At 71.8% G+C, this 17,250-nt stretch carries 16 protein-coding genes and 1 tRNA gene; 6 read left to right on the top strand and 11 right to left on the bottom strand.

Translation table 11 applies throughout. From position 1 onward, the window contains the following. Positions 1–226 precede the first annotated feature (226 nt). Positions 227–706, top strand: coding sequence for an SsgA family sporulation/cell division regulator (locus B6R96_RS22165; RefSeq protein ID WP_030388687.1), 480 nt, complete (start codon positions 227–229; stop codon positions 704–706). Positions 707–750: 44 nt separating this feature from the next. On the opposite strand, the gene B6R96_RS22160 is transcribed toward B6R96_RS22165, so the two are convergent. After that, positions 751–2,133, bottom strand: coding sequence for an FAD-binding oxidoreductase (locus B6R96_RS22160; RefSeq protein WP_081523389.1), 1,383 nt, complete (start codon positions 2,131–2,133; stop codon positions 751–753). A gap of 96 nt (positions 2,134–2,229) precedes the next feature. On the opposite strand from B6R96_RS22160, the gene B6R96_RS22155 reads away from it, so the two are divergent. Next, entirely contained in the window at positions 2,230–3,711 is a 1,482-nt protein-coding gene (locus tag B6R96_RS22155) for a tetratricopeptide repeat protein (protein WP_237291487.1), read from the top strand. Between the two features lie 122 nt (positions 3,712–3,833). On the opposite strand, the gene hppD is transcribed toward B6R96_RS22155, so the two are convergent. Continuing rightward, positions 3,834–4,988 carry a 4-hydroxyphenylpyruvate dioxygenase gene (gene hppD / locus B6R96_RS22150; RefSeq protein ID WP_030388684.1) on the bottom strand — a complete coding sequence of 385 codons (1,155 nt, stop codon included), beginning with the start codon at positions 4,986–4,988 and terminating at the stop codon, positions 3,834–3,836. Positions 4,989–5,129: 141 nt separating this feature from the next. Here hppD and B6R96_RS22145 point away from each other — a divergent pair, with 141 nt between their 5' ends. From B6R96_RS22145 to B6R96_RS22135, 3 genes are all read left to right on the top strand, one after another. Next, positions 5,130–5,609: an Lrp/AsnC family transcriptional regulator gene (locus B6R96_RS22145; RefSeq protein ID WP_030388683.1), complete on the top strand. Its 480-nt coding sequence runs from the start codon at positions 5,130–5,132 to the stop codon at positions 5,607–5,609. 81 nt (positions 5,610–5,690) lie between these two features. Then, entirely contained in the window at positions 5,691–6,272 is a 582-nt protein-coding gene (locus B6R96_RS22140; protein WP_081523387.1) for an ArsR/SmtB family transcription factor, read from the top strand. Between the two features lie 140 nt (positions 6,273–6,412). Further along, positions 6,413–7,702, top strand: a complete 1,290-nt coding sequence (locus tag B6R96_RS22135; protein WP_081525197.1) for an MFS transporter — start codon at positions 6,413–6,415, stop codon at positions 7,700–7,702. Here the strand turns inward: B6R96_RS22135 and B6R96_RS22130 are convergent. From B6R96_RS22130 to B6R96_RS22110, 6 genes are all read right to left on the bottom strand, one after another. Further along, positions 7,632–8,429, bottom strand: a complete 798-nt coding sequence (locus B6R96_RS22130) for a S16 family serine protease (RefSeq protein WP_051779610.1) — start codon at positions 8,427–8,429, stop codon at positions 7,632–7,634. The two genes, B6R96_RS22135 and B6R96_RS22130, sit on opposite strands and share 71 nt — an antisense overlap. Before the next feature lie 209 nt (positions 8,430–8,638). After that, complete coding sequence (locus B6R96_RS22125; protein WP_030388679.1) at positions 8,639–9,280, bottom strand: IclR family transcriptional regulator; 642 nt, start codon at positions 9,278–9,280, stop codon at positions 8,639–8,641. Positions 9,281–9,612: 332 nt separating this feature from the next. Then, positions 9,613–11,397 (bottom strand): DEAD/DEAH box helicase, encoded by a 1,785-nt coding sequence (locus B6R96_RS22120; protein WP_030388678.1) that lies wholly within the window; start codon positions 11,395–11,397, stop codon positions 9,613–9,615. A gap of 136 nt (positions 11,398–11,533) precedes the next feature. Continuing rightward, on the bottom strand, positions 11,534–11,944 hold the full coding sequence (locus tag B6R96_RS22115) for a type II toxin-antitoxin system death-on-curing family toxin (RefSeq protein ID WP_237291486.1): 411 nt from the start codon (positions 11,942–11,944) through the stop codon (positions 11,534–11,536). After that, entirely contained in the window at positions 11,941–12,141 is a 201-nt protein-coding gene (locus B6R96_RS36920; RefSeq protein ID WP_107475734.1) for a hypothetical protein, read from the bottom strand. The genes B6R96_RS22115 and B6R96_RS36920 overlap by 4 nt, the downstream gene beginning before the upstream one ends. 110 nt (positions 12,142–12,251) lie before the next feature. Then, positions 12,252–13,703 (bottom strand): MFS transporter, encoded by a 1,452-nt coding sequence (locus B6R96_RS22110; protein ID WP_030388675.1) that lies wholly within the window; start codon positions 13,701–13,703, stop codon positions 12,252–12,254. Between the two features lie 180 nt (positions 13,704–13,883). Here B6R96_RS22110 and B6R96_RS22105 point away from each other — a divergent pair. Continuing rightward, positions 13,884–13,955: transfer RNA gene (locus B6R96_RS22105), tRNA-Cys, on the top strand. A gap of 74 nt (positions 13,956–14,029) precedes the next feature. Here the strand turns inward: B6R96_RS22105 and mycP are convergent. Genes mycP through B6R96_RS22090 form a run of 3 tightly spaced genes read right to left on the bottom strand, consistent with a single transcriptional unit; the run spans position 14,030 to position 17,196 of the window. Continuing rightward, positions 14,030–15,196, bottom strand: a complete 1,167-nt coding sequence (gene mycP / locus B6R96_RS22100) for a type VII secretion-associated serine protease mycosin (protein ID WP_081523384.1) — start codon at positions 15,194–15,196, stop codon at positions 14,030–14,032. Positions 15,197–15,217: 21 nt separating this feature from the next. Then, a complete protein-coding gene (locus tag B6R96_RS22095; protein WP_081523382.1) occupies positions 15,218–16,678 on the bottom strand; it encodes a WXG100 family type VII secretion target in 1,461 nt (486 codons plus the stop codon). After that, positions 16,675–17,196: a hypothetical protein gene (locus B6R96_RS22090; protein ID WP_053702253.1), complete on the bottom strand. Its 522-nt coding sequence runs from the start codon at positions 17,194–17,196 to the stop codon at positions 16,675–16,677. Before B6R96_RS22090 ends, B6R96_RS22095 begins: the two co-directional genes overlap by 4 nt. Positions 17,197–17,250 lie beyond the last annotated feature (54 nt).

Here is a 17,250-nt window from a genome sequence, read left to right as displayed (position 1 = left end):
TGCAAGGGAGGACCATAGCCAAGAACCTCCCCCCGACAGGTCCGGTAACGGGAGAATCCAAGCAAACGAGCGAACGTCACCCTGCGCGATGGTTTTCGGTCAGCCGAAAGAAATCGGCCAATCTCCGGTTCGCTTCCCGAAGTCGCGTCATACCCGGGCACAAGGGCGCTCTCTGCGGGTGTGGGGCGCCGTCCGGCCCCGCACACCGAACCGAAGTGAGGCCGTCATGCACCACCCCGTCATCGAGCGCGAGCTGGAACTGAAGCTGGTCCTGTCCCCCGAGCGCAGCATCCCCGTCCCCGCGCGGCTCCTCTACCTCACGGACGACCCGTACGCCGTGCACATCACCTTCCACACCGGCTCCCATACGCCCGTGGACTGGACCTTCGCCCGCGAGCTGCTCGTCGAGGGCGTGTTCCGCCCCTGCGGCCACGGAGACGTCCGGATCTGGCCCACCAAGGTCGACAACAGGGCCGTGCTCTGCATGGCGCTCACCTCCCCCGACGGCGACGCCCTCCTGGAGGCGCCCGCGACGTCCGTGTCGGCCTGGCTGGAGCGCACCCTGCGCGTCGTCCCGCCCGGCACCGAGTCCGAACGGCTGGGCCTGGACGCCGCGCTGGCCGAGCTGCTCACCCCGACCCCGGCCGACGACCTGTGGCTGCGCGACCCGTGGCCGTCGGACGAGTCGGCGGACGGGGAGCTGTGATGGCGGGCGACCGCACGCCCGGCGGCCGCCCGCCGCGGGAGGCGTCAGAAGAGCTTGCCCGGATTGAGCAGCCCCAGGGGGTCGAAGGCCTGCTTGACGGCCCGCTGCATCTCCAGCCCCACCGGGCCGAGTTCGCGGGCCAGCCACTCCTTCTTCAGCACGCCGACGCCGTGCTCGCCGGTGATGGTCCCGCCCAGGGAGAGGCCGAGCGCCATGATCTCGCCGAAGGACTCGCGGGCCCGCCGCGTCTCGTCCTCGTCCGCGGGGTCGAAGCAGACGATCGGGTGGGTGTTGCCGTCCCCGGCGTGCGCGCAGACCCCGATGAGCAGGTTCTGGGCGCGGGCGATGGCGGCCGTCCCGTCCAGCATCTCGCCGAGCCGCGAGCGCGGTACGCACACGTCGTCGATCATCGTCGCGGGCCGCAGCGCCTCCAGCGCGGGGAAGGCCATCCGTCGGGCCTGGAGCAGCAGTTCGGTCTCCGCCTCGTCCTCGGCGGGCACGACGGAGGTGGCGCCGGCGGCCGTGCACAGCTCCCCGACGGCCGCGAGGTCCTCGGGGGCGTGCGGGGTGTCGAAGGCGGCCAGCAGCAGGGCTTCGGTGTCCTCCGGGAGCCCCATCCTGCCGAGCCGGTTGACGGCGTGGACGGTCGTACGGTCCATCAGCTCCAGCAGCGAGGGGGTCAGGCCCGCCTCCATCACGGCGCACACGGCCTCGCAGGCGGCCGCGACGGAGGGGAACTCGGCGGCCAGCGCCAGCTGCCGGGGCGGCGCCGGGCGCAGGGCGAGGACGGCCTGGACGACCACGCCCAGGCTGCCCTCGGAGCCCACGAAGAGCCGGGTGAGGTCATAGCCGGCCACGCCCTTGGCGGTACGCCGGCCCGTGCGCAGCAGCCGCCCGTCGGGCAGGACCACGTCGAGGCCGAGCACGTACTCGGCGGTGACCCCGTACTTGACGCAGCACAGGCCGCCGGAGGCGGTGCCGATGTTGCCGCCGATGGTGCACTGCTCCCAGCTGGAGGGGTCGGGCGGGTAGTACAGGCCCTGGCGGGCGACCTCCCGCGAGAGCACGGCGTTCACGACGCCCGGCTCGACCACCGCGATCCGGTCGACGGCACTGATCTCCAGGATCCGGTCCATCTTGACGAGCGAGAGCACGATGCAGCCGTCGGAGGCGTTGGCGCCGCCCGACAGGCCCGTCCGGGCGCCCTGCGGGACCACGGGGATCCGTAGGGCGGTGGCGGTGCGCAGGACGTGCTGGACCTGTTCCACGGTCCGGGGCAGGACGACGGCGGCCGGGGTGCCGGCGGCGCAGAAGCTGGCCATGTCGGTGGCGTAGGAGGTGGTCACCTGGGGATCGGTGAGCAGGGCCTCGGCGGGGAGCCCCTCGAGCAGGCCGGCCCGCAGACGTGCGAAGAGATCGTCATCCATGGGACCAGCGTGGCAGCCGGGGCCATCGGTGTGAACACGCCCGCGCACTGCTTCGGACACCTCGGCGAACTCTTCATATTGACGCACAGTGACCCCATGGACCGTATCGACGAGGAATCGCAGACCCCGGCGCCGCCCGTGACCTTCACCGGCCGCAAGACGCTCGTGGCGGCCGCGGTCGCCGTGGTCCTGATCGCCGGGGCCCTGCTGATCCGGCCCGCCAGGACCGATGACGACGCCCGACCGCCCCGGCCGAGCGAGCGCGCCGCCTCCGCGGTGGGGATGGGCGCGCCCGCGGCGGTGGTGGATCTGAAGGCGCTGGTGGCGGACCGGGAGAAGTGGCTCAGCGCGCATCCGGACGACGAGGCCTCCTGGGCCGTCCTCGGTTCCGCCTACCTAGAACAGGCGCGGCGCACGGCCGATTCGGGCTGGTACCCGAGGGCGGAACAGGCCCTGAAACGGTCGTTGGAGCTCCGGCCGGCCGAGAAGGGCAACTTCGACGCGATGACGGCCATGGGCGCGCTGGCCAACGCCCGGCGGGACTTCGGGACGGCCCGCAAGTGGGGCGAGCTCGTACGGGCGCAGGCGCCCAAGCGGTGGACGGCGTACCCGGTGCTGGTGGACGCGTACACCGGGCTCGGCGACTACAAGGGCGCGCAGAAGGCGATGGAGCTGCTGCTGGAGATGCGGCCGGGCCTGGTCGCCTACGTCAGGGCCGCGCAGGTCTACCGGGACCGCGGCTGGCGCGAGGACGCGGTGGTGGCGATGGAGCACGCGGCGGGCGCGGCGAAGGCCCCGGCGGAGAAGGCGTACGCGCTGTTCCGGCTCGGGGAGCTGTCCTGGGAGCGGGGCGACCCGGCGGAGGCCCTGCGGCAGTACGAGGGCGCGCTGCGTACGGATCCGGCGCAGGCGGAGGCGCTGGGCGGGCGGGCGCGCGCGCTGGCGGCGCTGGGGCGCGGCGGCGAGGCGGTGCGGGACTACCGGATGGCGCTGGGACGCACCCCGGTGCCGGAGCTGGCGCGGGAGCTGGGCGAGCTGCTGGAGTCGCTGGGCCGGGGGCAGGAGGCGCGCGCCCAGTACGGGACGCTGGCCTCGATGGCGACCCGGGACAGCCGCAACGGGGTGGACGCCGATGTGGTCCTCGGCCTGTACGAGGCGGACCACGGCGATGCGGCGGCGGCGGTCCGGCGGCTGTCGGAGGAGTGGTCGCGGAACAAGAGCGTGCAGGTCGCGGACGCGCTGGGCTGGGCCCTGCACCGGGCCGGCGAGGACGAGGCGGCGCTGGAGTACGCGAAGAAGGCCACGGAACCGGGCCTGCGGAGCGCTGAGTTCGCCTTCCACCGGGCGATGATCGAGCGGGGCCTCGGCGACCAGGAGGCGGCCCGGCGGCATCTGGAGGAGGCCGTGCGGACGAACCCGTACTTCTCGCCGCTGCGCGGGCCGCTGGCGAAGGAGACCCTGGCGGCGATCGCCGCTCCGCCGCCGGGTGGGCCGGAGAACATCCGGCCGACGGCCCCGTGGGTGGAACCGGAGCTGCCGAAGGCTGCGAAGCCGAAACCGACTCCGTCGGGGCGCTGAGGTCCGGCCCGGCCGGCGTTCGGGGCGCGCGGGTCCGGGGTCGGGGCCCCGGGAAACACGGCGGCGCCGCACCCGGAAGCGGGTGCGGCGCCGAGGCCCCCCTCGGGCCGGGCCGTCGGCGGCTAGAGGTTGCCGCGCTTGTCCTGCTCGCGCTCGATCGCCTCGAACAGGGCCTTGAAGTTGCCCTTGCCGAAGCCCATGGAGCCGTGCCGCTCGATGATCTCGAAGAAGACCGTCGGGCGGTCCTGCACCGGCTTGGTGAAGATCTGCAGCAGGTAGCCGTCCTCGTCGCGGTCCGCGAGGATCTTCAGCTCGCGCAGCTCGTCGATCGGCACGCGGGTGTCGCCGACCCACTCGCCGAGGGTGTCGTAGTAGGTGTCCGGGACGGACAGGAACTGGACGCCCGCCGCACGCATGGTGCGGACCGTGGAGACGATGTCGTTCGAGGCCAGCGCGATGTGCTGGACACCGGGGCCGTTGTAGAACTCCAGGTACTCGTCGATCTGCGACTTCTTCTTCGCGATCGCCGGCTCGTTGATCGGGAACTTGACCTTCTTGGTGCCGTCCGCGACGACCTTGGACATCAGCGCCGAGTACTCGGTCGCGATGTCGTCGCCCACGAACTCCTTCATGTTCGTGAAGCCCATGACCTTGTTGTAGAACGCGACCCACTCGTTCATCCGGCCGAGCTCGACGTTGCCGACGCAGTGGTCGATGGCCTGGAAGGTGCGCTTGGCCGGGGGCTCGACCATGGGGGCGGCGGCCACGTAGCCGGGCAGGTACGGGCCGGTGTACTCGCCGCGCTCGACCAGCGTGTGGCGGGTCTGGCCGTAGGTCGCGATGGCGGCCAGTACGACCGTGCCGTGCTCGTCCTTGACCTCGTACGGCTCGTCCAGACCGCGGGCGCCCTGCTCGACGGCGTACGCGTAGGCCGCGCGGACGTCCGGGACCTCGATGGCGAGGTCGATCACGCCGTCGCCGTGCTCGGCCACGTGCTCGTCGAGGAAGCGGCCGTGGTCGGTCGTCGCCTTGATGACCGAGGTCAGCACGAAGCGGGCGGAGCCGTTGGTCAGGACGTAGCTGGCCGTCTCGCGCGAGCCGGTCTCCGGTCCGGAGTAGGCCACGAGCTTCATGCCGAAGGCGGTCGAGTAGTAGTGCGCGGCCTGCTTGGCGTTGCCGACGGCGAAGACGACCGCGTCCATGCCCTTCACCGGGAAGGGGTCTGCCTCACGCGCGGTGTGCGGGGTGGTTTCGAGGTTCGCCAGAGACTCAGTCATGAGCGCAGAGTCCCGCCGATCCACAAGCTGCGCAATAGTTTCCTGATCGGCTGTACAAACTGCCCAGGATGACCGCAGGCTGGCTGAAACATCTGTGCACTATGACCACCCGCGAGCACGCGTGGGCACTCGGAGGCATCCATGGGCATCGACGAACTCGACGGCCGGCTCATCGTCCTGCTCGCCCGCGAGCCGCGGATCGGGGTCCTGGAGGCCTCGCGCAGGCTCGGCGTGGCCCGCGGGACGGTCCAGGCACGCCTGGACCGGCTCCAGTCGAACGGGGTGATCCGAGGGTTCGGCCCGCAGGTCGACCCGACCGCCCTCGGCTATCCGGTGACCGCCTTCGCGACGCTGGAGATCAAGCAGGGGCAGGGGGCGGACGTACGGGCGCACCTGAACGGGGTGCCGGAGGTGCTGGAGCTGCACACCACGACCGGAACCGGGGACATGCTGTGCCGGCTGGTGGCCCGGTCCAACGCCGACCTCCAGCGGGTGATCGACCGCGTCGTCGGCTTCGAGGGGATCGTGCGGGCGTCGACGGCGATCGTCATGGAGAACCCGGTGCCGCTGCGGATCATCCCGCTGGTGGAGCAGGCGGCGGAGGACGACACCCGGGGCTGAGGGCGAGGAGTCCCACTCGCATCCGGCAGAAGTTGCAAAGAAATCCTTGCATAGAAGTCTTTGCAACTCTATCGTCGAGCCATGCCCGAGAACCCCGTAGAGCCCAACGTCCGCGCGCTCGACGCCCGTTCACTGCGCGGTCTCGCCCATCCCCTGCGCATGCGGATGCTGACCGCCCTGCGCCACGAAGGACCGGCGACCGCCTCCCAGCTCGCCGAGCGCTTCGGCGAGTCCAGCGGATCCACCAGCTACCACCTGCGCCAGCTGGCCGCCCACGGCTTCGTCGAGGACGCGCCCGGGCACGGCAAGGGCCGCGAGCGCTGGTGGCGGGCCGCCCACGAGGGCACCAGCCTCGACGAATCCCTGATGCGCGACGCCGACCCGGCCACGCGCGGCGCGGCGGACGTCTTCCTGCGGGAGATCGCCGCGACCCACGCGCAGGAGCTCGACGCCTGGCTCCGGGACGCGCACAACTGGTCCGCCCCGTGGCGCGGCGGCTCCGACCTCAGCAACTTCACCCTGCGGCTGACCGCCGGGCAGAGCGAGGAACTGCTCCACAGGATCCACGACGTGATCAACAGCTACCGGGGACTGCCCGAGGCGCAGGACACGCGGACGGTCCGCCTCCACACGCACGTCTTCCCGCTCGGCGCGGCCGAGTAGCGGCCCGGCCGCGCCACCGCCGCCCCCGGCCGTCCACTGCCGCCGCACCGCCCCCACCACCCCTCCCCCGCCATCCGAGGAGTCCAGCCGTGCACGCCTTGATATCCGACGGGTCGCCGCGCGCGGAGCGCCGCAGCGACATGCGCCCGCTGGCCGGCGTACTGGCCGCCAACACCATCTCCATCGCCGGGAGTTCCCTCACCCTCATCGGCGTGCCGTGGTTCGTGCTCCAGACCACGGGCAGCGCCGGCCGGGCCGGGATCGTCGCCTTCTGCGCCACCCTGCCCGTCATCGTGGCCGCTCTGGTCGGCGGACCGGTCATCGACCGGATCGGCCGCCGCCGGGTCTCCGTCGCCTCCGACCTGATCAGCGGAGTGTCGGTCGGCGCGATCCCGCTGCTGCACTACGCGGGCCTGCTGGAGTTCTGGATGCTGTGCGCGCTGATGGCCGTCGGCGGCCTCGTGCACACCCCGGGGCTGACCGCCCGCGCCGTGCTCCTGCCGAATCTCGCCGAGCACGCCGGCACCACCATCACCCGGGCCGCCGGCCTCTACGACGCGGTCTCGCGCGGCGCCCGGATGATCGGGGCCGCGGTGGCCGGCCTGCTCATCGCCGTGTTCGGCGCCGAGACCGTCCTGCTGCTGGACGCCGCCACCTTCGGGGCGTCGGCGCTGCTGATCACCGCCTTCCTGCGCGGGGTCCCGGCCGCCGAACCGCAGCGCACCGCCGGAAAGGTGTCCGTCAAGGCCTACCGGGCCGAACTCGCCGAGGGCTGGGCCTTCATGGTCCGCACCCGGCTGCTGCTGGGCGTCACGGTGATGGTGATGATGACCAACGGCCTGGACCAGGGCTGGTCCGCGGTCCTGCTGCCGGTGCACGGCCGCGAGACCCTCGGCGGCGCCACCGCGATCGGCCTGATGATCTCCCTCTTCGGCGGCTTCGCACTGCTCGGCGCCCTGCTCTACGGGATGTGGGGCGAACGCTTCCCGCGCCGGGCGGTGTTCACGGCGGCCTTCCTGCTCTCCGGGGCGACCCGGTACGTGGTGGCCGCCGTCACCGACACCACCCTGCCGCTCGCGGTCACGATGGCGCTGGCCGGGCTGGGCGCGGGCATGCTCAACCCCATCCTGACCACGGTCATGTACGAGCAGGTGCCGGAGTCGCTGCGCAGCCGCGTCTCGGGGGTGGCCACGGCGGGCTGCGAGCTGACCATGCCGCTGGGCGGACTCGCCGCGGGCCTGCTGGTCGACGGGTTCGGGGTCGCCCCGGCGCTGCTGCTGTTCGGCGGCACGTACCTGCTGACGACGCTCGCCCCGATGGCCTTCCCGGCCTGGCGCGGACTGGACCCGGAGCCGGCCGTCAGCAGCTCGGAACGGCCTCTCCCCGGTTCAGTGCCCGAAGGGAGTTCACCGCATCCGTCAGCGAAGTGACGGGCACGAGCCGCAGCCCCTCGGGAAGCTCCGACTGCGCGTCCGCGCACTCGGCCTTCGGTACGAGGAACACGCTCGCCCCGTCGCGCCGCGCGGCCTGCGTCTTGAGGGCCACCCCGCCGACCGCGCCGACCTGGCCGTCGGCGGTGATGGTGCCCGTACCGGCGATGCTGCGACCGCCGGTGAGGTCGCCGCCGCTGCCGTCGCCGTCGAGCTTGTCGACGATGCCGAGGGAGAAGAGCAGCCCGGCGCTCGGGCCGCCGACGTCGGCGAGGTTGAGCTCGACCTTCACGTCCTTGGGGTCCTTGTGGAGATAGCCGAGGGCGGCGTCGGCGGCGGCCGACTGCGACTTGGCCATTTCCTCCAGATTGTGCTTCTCGATCTCCTCGTCGCTTCCGCCCGTGGAGTAGACGGCCTCCCTGGGCATGACCGCCTGATCGGTCTTGAACCAGTACCCGACGAGCTCGTGCAGCTTCATCGACGAGGACGGGCCGGTGGCGCGGATGGTGGTCATCCGCAGCTCGCCCTTGGTGTCCCGGACCGGGGCCCCGGTGACGCTGATGACCGGCTTGCCCTGATCGGACCCCAGAACGTCGGCCGTGAGCCCCGGAATGGCGACCACGAAGGGCAGCGGCGCGAAGGCCGCCGCGACGAACAGCCCGAGCACGGGCACGGCGCAGACGGCCAGGGCGGCGGGACGCGGCAGACGTGTGAGGCGTGAGAGCACCCGCCCAATCTATCCGCCCACGTCACCCAACCCCGCCACGCTCCCGCCCGACGCCGATCCAGCCCCGCCCGGCGCCCTTCCAGCCGCCGGCGTTTGAGGCGCTCTTCAGCCCCGCCGGCGTTTGAGGCGCGGGGGTCCGGGGCAGCGCCCCCGCAACGGCGCCGCACCCGGCAACGCGGCAGAAGGCCCGGATCCGCCGAGCCCGCGGCCTAGCGAAGGGCGTCGGCGACCTCCCGCGCCGCGTCGACCACCCGCGGCCCCACCCGCTCCGGCACCGCATCCGCCAGCATGACGACGCCGACGCTGCCCTCCAGCCCGGTGACGCCCACGAGCGGCGCGGCAGCGCCACTGGCGCCCGCCTCCAGCTCCCCGTGGGTCAGCGTGTACCCCGGCTCGATGAGGGAGCCCTGACGGGCCGCCAGGATGGCCCGCCCGGCGGCCCCGCGGTCCAGCGGGTGGCGGAAGCCGGCCCGGTAGGCCACGTGGTAGTCCGTCCAGGTCGGCTCGACGACGGCGACGGCGAGCGCCTCGGTGCCGTCGACGAGGGTCAGGTGCGCGGTGGCACCTATGTCCTCGGCGAGGGACCGCAGCGCGGGCAGGGCGGCCTCGCGCACGAGCGGGTGGACCTGCCGGCCCAGCCGCAGCACACCGAGGCCGACCCGGGCCCGGCCGCCGAGGTCACGGCGGACCAGGGCGTGCTGTTCGAGGGTCGCGAGGAGCCGGTAGACCACGGTGCGGTTCACACCGAGGCGGTTGGAGAGCTCGGTGACGGTCAGACCGTGGTCGGTGTCGGCGAGCAGTTTGAGGACTCTGAGCCCTCTGTCGAGAGTCTGGGAGGTTTCCGCGGTCACGACGCCTCTCCCTCTTTCGGTGAGCGGCGGTGACTCTCGAGGTGGCACGTCGCCGGTCCCGCGGCGACGCACGGAGAGGCCGCCGGTAGCGGCCATTGCACCGGCTGCGCTCCCGCGGCGGCGCTGCCACGGTGCGTTTGATGCGGGGACATTAGCGAGCAGGTTCGCTCAGCGGAAGGGCTCGTCCAGAATCCGGGCGCGCGCTACCTGTTTATGCCGTTTCCTGATCGGTCTCGGTGTCATTTCGTGACCTCGATCCGCCGGAAGAGGGGACGGGGCCCGTGCGAACCTCCGCACGGACCCCGTCCCCTCTTCTGTTCCTCCGTATGAACTCACCGCATACGGGTGGCCCACTCCTGAACCTTCTTGATCCGCTCGCGCAGCTGCCCCGCCGTCGCCTCGGCGCTCGGCGGACCGCCGCACACCCGGCGCAGCTCCGTGTGGATCACCCCGTGCGGCTTGCCGCTCTGGTGGACGTACGCGCCCACCATCGTGTTCAGCGACTTCCGCAGTTCCAGCAGTTCCTTGTGCGAGACCACGGGCCGCCGGTCCGCCGGCAGCTCCAGCAGGTCCGCCTCCGCGTCCGGCTTGCGCCGGCTGTGCGCGATCTGCCGCGACTGGCGCTTCTGCAGCAGCATCTGCACCTGGTCCGGCTCCAGCAGCCCGGGGATGCCGAGGTAGTCCTGCTCCTCCTCGCTGCCGGGGTGCGCCTGCATGCCGAACTCGGCGCCGTCGTAGAGGACCCGGTCGAAGACCGCGTCGGACTCCAGCGCCTCGAAGGACATCTGCTCGTCCTCGCCGGTGTCCTCGTCCTCCTGCTTGTTCGCCTCGTCCATCTCCTTCTCGGACTCGGCGTACGGGTCCTCCTCGCCCTGCTTCTTCGGCTTGTCGAGGACGTGGTCGCGTTCGACCTCCATCTCGTTCGCGAAGCCGAGGAGGTAGGGGATGGTCGGAAGGAACACGGACGCGGTCTCGCCGCGCCTGCGCGAACGCACGAAACGCCCGACGGCCTGCGCGAAGAACAGGGGCGTCGAGATGGTGGTGGCGTAGACGCCCACCGCGAGGCGCGGTACGTCAACGCCCTCGGACACCATGCGGACCGCGACCATCCAGCGGCTGCCGTCCTCGCTGAACTCGTCGATCCGCTTCGACGCGCCGGTGTCGTCGGACAGCACCACGGTCGCCTTGCTGCCCGTGATCTCCCTGAGCAGCTTGGCGTAGGCGCGTGCCGAGTCCTGGTCGGAGGCGATGACGAGGCCACCGGCGTCCGGGATGCCCTTGCGGACCTCCGTCAGCCGCTGGTCGGCGGCGCGCAGCACGTTCGGCATCCAGTCGCCGCGCGGGTCCAGCGCGGTGCGCCAGGCCTGGGAGATGGCGTCCTTGGTCATCGGCTCGCCGAGCCGGGCGGCGATCTCGTCGCCGGCCTTGGTCCGCCAGCGCATGTTGCCGCTGTAGGAGAGGAAGATGACCGGCCGGACGACGCCGTCGCCGAGCGCGTTCCCGTAGCCGTAGGTGTAGTCGGCGGAGGAGCGCCGGATCCCGTCGTTCCCCTCCTCGTACGTGACGAAGGGGATCGGGTTCGTGTCGGACCGGAAGGGCGTACCGGTCAGGGCCAGCCGCCGGGTGGCCGGGTCGAAGGCCTCCAGGCAGGCCTCGCCCCAGGACTTCGAGTCACCGGCGTGGTGGATCTCGTCGAGGATGACGAGGGTCTTGCGCTGCTCGCAGCGGTTGCGGTGCAGCATCGGCCGCACGCCGACACCGGCGTAGGTGACGGCGACCCCGTGGTAGTCCTTGCTGAGCGGTCCGGCGGAGTACTCCGGGTCGAGCCGGATGCCTATCCGCGCCGCCGCTTCGGCCCACTGCTTCTTCAGGTGCTCGGTCGGCGCGACGACGGTCACCTGCTGGACGATGTGGTGGTGCAGCAGCCAGGAGGCGAGGGTGAGCGCGAAGGTGGTCTTGCCGGCGCCGGGCGTGGCGACCGCGAGGAAGTCCCGCGGCTGGTTCTGGATGTAGCGGTCGAGCGCCCCCTGCTGCCAGGCACGCAGCTTGTTGGCGGTACCCCACGGGGCACGGCCGGGGAAGGCGGGTGAGAGATGGTGGGAGGCGGTAGTAGTCACGGTCTCCGGTTCGTGCTCTCGGCGTATCTGGTACGGGTGGCAGGCAGTCGTACGTAGGACAACCGGGCCACCCTACCGGCCCGGGCCCGCCCCTCGCGGAGGGACAGGCCCGTGACCTCGGCGGGTGCGGCGAGCGTCACATCTCTTCGAACAGCGCCCGCAGTCGGCGGGCGATCGAGGCGATGCCGCTCTCGTGTCCGGCGGCCACGTCGATGACCAGTGCGTACGCGGCCTCCTGGTCCGCGTCGCCCGGGTCGGCCCCGTTCACGGCGAGGAAGGTCGCCGCGGCGAGCCAGGCGGTGCGCTTGTTCCCGTCGACCAGCGGGTGGTTCGTCGCGATGCCGTGCAGCAACGCGGCGGCCTGCTCGTACGGGTCCTCGTAGGCCGGGGTCCCGTACATCCGGGCCCGGGGCCGGTGCACCGCCGACTCCAGCAGGCCGGGGGCGCGCAGTTCGACGGGCTGGTCCTGGGCCAGGCAGGCGTGCCGGGCCAGGTCGAGGACCTCGGCGAGCGTGAGGTGGCGCACCGGGGCGGGGGCCGCGTTCACTCGCCGAGCCGCTTCAGCAGCGGCGCGTGCCGCAGCGCGAGCCGCTGCGCCTCGGCCCCGACCCGGTCGCGCTCGGCCCGCAGCCGGTCCCGCAGGGCGTCCAGCGCGAGCTCCTCGGGGGTCCGGCCGCTGGCGTCGGCCAGGTCGGCGCATTGCGCGTGCTCGGCGTCGGACAACCGGATGATCAGCTCGTTCATGAACCGGAACGGTAGCGACACGGCCGCGGTGACGCAGCCCCATATCCCGGGGGCTCACGCGTCCCCCGGGGCTCACACGTCCCCCGGGGGCTCACACGTCCCCCGGGGGCTCACACGTCGGCGGGCTCCAGCCGGGTCGCGACCCAGGCGCCGACCAGCGCCACGCAGGCCATCGGCAGGAACACCACGGCGAAGGCGGCCGGGTGCGAGGCGGACGCCCCGTCCGTCAGGGCGTGGGAGGCGCCGACGGCGCCACCGCCCAGCGCGGCGAAGGCGGCGCCCCCGCCGGCCAGCAGCACCACGTTCGCCAGCGCATCGGAAATCTGCAGCGCGGCCGAGTTGGACCCCGCCTCCTCCGGCGCCGACAGCTGGAGCAGCAGCACGCTCGTGGAGCCGATCACCAGGCCCATGCCCAGGCAGCCCACCGCCCAGGCCACCGCCAGCGTCCACACCGGCACCGACGGGATCAGCACGGCGGGCGCCGCGGCGATGGCCAGCGCCACCATCACCATGCCGCCCACCATCAGCCTTTCCCGGTACGGCGCCATCCGCCCCTTGGACTGCACCCACGAGCCGCCCGCCCAGGTGAGCCCGCCCAGCGCGAGCGAGAACCCGGCCAGCGTCGGGCTCAGCCCCCGCTGGGTGACCAGCATCAGCGGGACAAAACTCTCCGCCGCGATGAACGACCCGGCGGCCACCCCGCGCAGCAGCACCACGGAGGGCAGCCCGCGCCGCGCCCGGTAGGTCCCGCGCGGCAGCAGCCCCAGCACGGCGGGCACCAGCAGGGCGGCGCCGGCGATGCCCGGCAGGAGCGACAGCCACCGCAGGTCCTGGGCGGCGTACTGGAGCAGCCCCGCCCCCACCGAAATACCGAGGGCCAGCCGGATCCGCCGCCGGTCGAAGGCCACGGGCGGGGCGTCGGGGTCGACGGGCCCGGACGCGGTCCGCCGTATCGCGGGCAGCGCCACCACGAGGGGGACCACCACCAGCGCCGGAATCCCGAGGAACACCCACCGCCACCCGAGGTGCTCGGTGACCGTCCCGGAAGCCAGCGGTCCGACGATGGAGGGGACCACCCAGCTCGCGGCGAAGGCGGCCATGATCGCCGGCCGTAGCCGCTCCTCGTAGGCCCGGCTGACGACGACGTACAGGGCGACGATGACCAGCCCGCCCCCGAACCCCTGCACGGCCCGGCCGAGCACGAACAGCCACATGGCGCCGGCGGTCCCGGAGATCACGAGCCCGGAGGCGAAGGCGGCGATCCCGACGGTCAGGGGCCGCAGCGGCCCCTGCCGGTCGGCCCACTGGCCGGCCAGGACCATGCCGAAGAGGCTGGTGGTGAAGTAGGCGGAGAAGGCGAAGGCGTAGAGCCCGACCCCGTCCAGCTCGCGGGCGGCGACGGGCATGGCCGTACCGACGGCGGTCGCCTCGAAGGCGATGAGGAAGACGACGGAGATGATCCCGACGCTGAGCGTCCGGTACGCGGGCCCGAGAACCCCGCCCCCGGGCAGGGGCGGAGGCGGTGCGGTTCGCTGGGGCACGCGGGGTTCAAGGGCGCTCATCGCCCCAGAGTAAGGTGCGTAGCCCCGGAGTGACCCTGTCAATTCGACGGATCCCGCCCTCGGCCGGGAGTCCTAGGTCCACCCGACTGTGAACGCGGCATGGCAGTCGCATTGCACGACCCGGCAATCCCTTCCCCACCCTCGCGGGCCCCCGTACGGTCATGCACATCACCACCACACAGCCGTGTGCCCGAGAGGTTTAGGGACTCGCCTGCAAAGCGAGTTACGCCGGTTCGATTCCGGTCACGGCTTCGCGGCGGGCCGCTCAGGGGCAGGCGCACCCCTGAGCGGCCTTCGCCTTTTCCGGGCCTGAACAGCCGCGCTGTTCAGCGGTTGCGGCGCATGACGACCACGGTCACGGCCCCACCGAGCAGTACGCAGGCCCCGAGCCCGAGCGCGATCCAGGTGAGCGAGCTGCCGCTCTTCTTCTCCTCGGCCTTGGCGGCCGGCTTGGACGCCGCAGAGTCGGACGCCTTGGCGTCGGGAGCCCCGGAGGGCGTCCCGCCGGCTGCGGCAGCCAGGTCGGGCAACGGGAACACATCGGCCGGCCCGGGGTCACCGGGCGTCTTCAACGCGACGTTGGGGCGGACGATTCCGTGGCCGACGTAGTCGTTGCGCCCGGAGCCGTCGACGGGCTTGCCGGCGGTGTTCAGGAGGACCCGCAGAACCTGATTGTTGGTCCAGTCGGGGTGAGCGGACCAGATGAGGGCGGCGGAGGCGGAGACGAGAGCGGAGGCGTCACTAGTGCCGTGGGTCTTGCACAGTCCCGACTTGCCGCTGCAAGCCGTGACGATGTCGATACCAGGCGCCGCCAGATCGACCTGAGCTCCGTGCTGTGACTCCTTGGTCGGCTCCCCGTTGGCGTCCACAGCAGCTACCCCTACCACCCCGGGCGTCGCACCAGGGTAGGAGACCCAGTTGGTCGAGTTGCCGGTGTTGCCCACGGCAGCAAAGACCAGCTTGCCCTTCGAAAGGGCGTACTTCACCGCTTCGGCTCGGCCCTTGTCATCCTCTGGCTTGCTGGCGATGCCCAGGGACATGTTGATGATCTTGGCGTCTGAGTCTGCCGCGTACCGAATCGCCGCGACCCACGTCGGCGTTGCCCCTTCCGTGTTGGAGACACGGATTGGAAGAACCTTGGCCCCAGGCGCAAGCCCAAAGCCACCGTCACCAGTCGGATGTTTTCCCGTACCAGCAATCAAGGCAGCCATGGTCGTGCCGTGACCGCTCTGATCGCTCCGCCCGTTTCCTCCTTGCGACACGAGATCCGTGCCGGGGACAACCTGGCCCTCTAGTTCCGGGATCTCCTGGAGGCCATCGTCGATTACCGCGACGGTGACGCCCTTCCCGCTACTGAGTTTCCACATCTCGTCGGCTTTCATGGCGTCGAGATGCCATTGCTGCGATCGGATGGTCTCCGCATGAGCCGGGGTCGCGGCGACCCCGGCCAGCAGGAGGCCCACCAGGGCCGAGGTCGCCTTACGCATGCGCATCCCGTGCAATGTCCGTTCTGCTCAGTCGATCACAGGCGGGGCAACGCGGCGGTTGCCCTGCCAGGTCTCTTCGTCCTCGGTCAGATAGTCGGGGCGCTCGCCACCCTGGTCGTTCCGTCGCTTGCCCGGAGCCTGCGTACCTGCGCCTGCGTGGCCCATGGGACCCGCGCCGTTACGCACGAGACCCGAGCCGCCCTGGGTGAACGGCTGACCGCCGGCGATCGGGCGACCGACCGCACCGGCCTGACGCCCTCCGAGCACGCCACCCGGCTCCGTGGCCAGTCGACGGCCGGCCGGGAGGCCTCCCTGGCCGACGCCGTGGCCGCCTCCGGCACCGTGGCCCATCCCGCCGCCGCCCATGGGACGGCCGGTCTGAGTACCACCTTCGCCGATGACTGTGCCACGCGGGATGCCCGAGCTGGGTCCGGTGGAGGTCACGGGACGGCCGCCCACGATTCCGCTGTCACGCGGGAGCAGGCCGGGCGCACCGACAACCTTGCCGCCCGGGGCACCGGGACCGGTCAGACCCGGGTACGGGCCGATACCGGAACCGCCACCGACGGGACCCTTCAGTCCACCGACCGGCGGGAAAGCCATCGGCGGAGCAATGGGGCCCGGCGTGGGGCCAACAGGGCTGGTCGGAGGCAGGCCACCGGGTGTGGTCGTTACCGGAGGCGCCGTCCGGTCCGGAAGTGTGGTGACGGAGTCGAGGTCGACGTCCACCTCGCGGTCCGGAATCGGAGCAACCGGCGGGAGCGAGCTGTCTGGCTTCGACTGGTGTCCAACCGGACCAAGGTCATCCGATGACGTGCGCCCCGTATCGCCGGAATTCGCATGGTAAGAGGACCCCGTTGAGCCGCTTGAGCCACCGTAGGTAGCTCCGGTGCCTCCAGAGCGGGCCATCTCCTCGCTGCCGCCGAGGTCCGGCGGCACGAGCACATCCGGCGGCGGCGGGAACGTCGGGATCGTGGCCTTGTCCATCTGCGTCGACGACTGCTCGTACGACCCGGCCAGCTTGTTCATCGCGTCCACGGCCCGCGCGTGGTCTCCGCTCAGCTTCGACCACGCCTCCTGGCCGAGCTGCACCGCGTCCGGGTCGTTGTGGTATTCGCGGGACGTCGCGAGGTTCTCCTTGAGGGTCGCCTCCGCCGACGCGCTGTACTTCGGCATGTCGCCCGTACCGCTCTTCGGCTTGACCTCGCGCATGACCTGGGCCGTCTGCGTCATGTACTTGCCGCCCGCGGCGCTGTACTCGGCCAGGACCAGCGTGGCGCTCCCCGCCTGGTTCACCCAGTTCTGGAACGCCTCGGCCGCCTCGCCCTCCCAGCCCTTGACCTTGTGGTCCTTGAGCTTGTTGCCGATCTCCTCGATCGTCTTGGCGGCCTCGGTGAGCTGCGTTCCCCGGGCGCTGACCACCTCGTCGTCGAGCGCGGCGATCATCGCGTAGAGCTGTGCGTGCGTGTAGCTCTCGAATCCGCTCATCCGTAGGACGCACCCTTCTTCTTCCCGTTCGGCTCGGGCTGCGAGCCCTCGGCCGGCTTCACCGCATACGGGTCGCGCTTCTCCACGTACTGGTCGTGGGCCTGCTTGGCGAGGGCGGCCATGCGGCGCTTCGTCTCCTCGTCCACCCCGCTGTAGCCCTTGCCCGCGGACTGGACGGCGATACCCAGGGCCTCGATCTGCACCGCCAGGCCCTTCGACAGCTTCTGCAGCTCCGAGTGGACCTTCTTGTAGGCCGTGTTGAGCTTCTCGGCCGCGGGGAAGCCCGTGCCGAGGACTCCCGCCGGGATCGTGCCGTCCGCAAGCTTCCCGTGGTGTGCCGGGGACTCCTGAAGCTTCGTCAGGAGGCCGTCCACCAGGTTCTTGTAGTCCTTCAGGTCGTCGTACTGGATCCGCAGCGCCGCCGCCGCGCCCTGCGCGGCTGCCTGCGCGGCGATCCCGGCCGCAACTCCGGCCGCGATGTCGACCCCGATCAGACCTACCCCGTTGTCCTCTGCCACGCTGGCCTCCCGACTCCCCGTCATCCCCGTGGTCGCAGCGCTCGCGCCGCTCCC

Origin of the sequence: Streptomyces sp. Sge12, from assembly GCF_002080455.1 — a bacterium.
GTDB lineage: Bacteria > Actinomycetota > Actinomycetes > Streptomycetales > Streptomycetaceae > Streptomyces.
The sequence above is the reverse complement of the archived record's forward strand: the minus strand, read 5'-3'. Positions and strand labels throughout refer to the sequence as shown.

Bases quoted from the DNA above. Each gene is read 5' to 3' on its own strand.
- B6R96_RS22165 (WP_030388687.1), top strand. From the start codon at position 227: ATGCACCACCCCGTCATCGAGCGCGAGCTGGAACTGAAGCTGGTCCTG.
- B6R96_RS22160 (WP_081523389.1), bottom strand. From the start codon at position 2,133: ATGGATGACGATCTCTTCGCACGTCTGCGGGCCGGCCTGCTCGAGGGG.
- B6R96_RS22155 (WP_237291487.1), top strand. From the start codon at position 2,230: ATGGACCGTATCGACGAGGAATCGCAGACCCCGGCGCCGCCCGTGACC.
- hppD (WP_030388684.1), bottom strand. From the start codon at position 4,988: ATGACTGAGTCTCTGGCGAACCTCGAAACCACCCCGCACACCGCGCGT.
- B6R96_RS22145 (WP_030388683.1), top strand. From the start codon at position 5,130: ATGGGCATCGACGAACTCGACGGCCGGCTCATCGTCCTGCTCGCCCGC.
- B6R96_RS22140 (WP_081523387.1), top strand. From the start codon at position 5,691: ATGCCCGAGAACCCCGTAGAGCCCAACGTCCGCGCGCTCGACGCCCGT.
- B6R96_RS22135 (WP_081525197.1), top strand. From the start codon at position 6,413: ATGCGCCCGCTGGCCGGCGTACTGGCCGCCAACACCATCTCCATCGCC.
- B6R96_RS36920 (WP_107475734.1), bottom strand. From the start codon at position 12,141: ATGAACGAGCTGATCATCCGGTTGTCCGACGCCGAGCACGCGCAATGC.
- B6R96_RS22110 (WP_030388675.1), bottom strand. From the start codon at position 13,703: ATGAGCGCCCTTGAACCCCGCGTGCCCCAGCGAACCGCACCGCCTCCG.
- mycP (WP_081523384.1), bottom strand. From the start codon at position 15,196: ATGCGCATGCGTAAGGCGACCTCGGCCCTGGTGGGCCTCCTGCTGGCC.
- B6R96_RS22095 (WP_081523382.1), bottom strand. From the start codon at position 16,678: ATGAGCGGATTCGAGAGCTACACGCACGCACAGCTCTACGCGATGATC.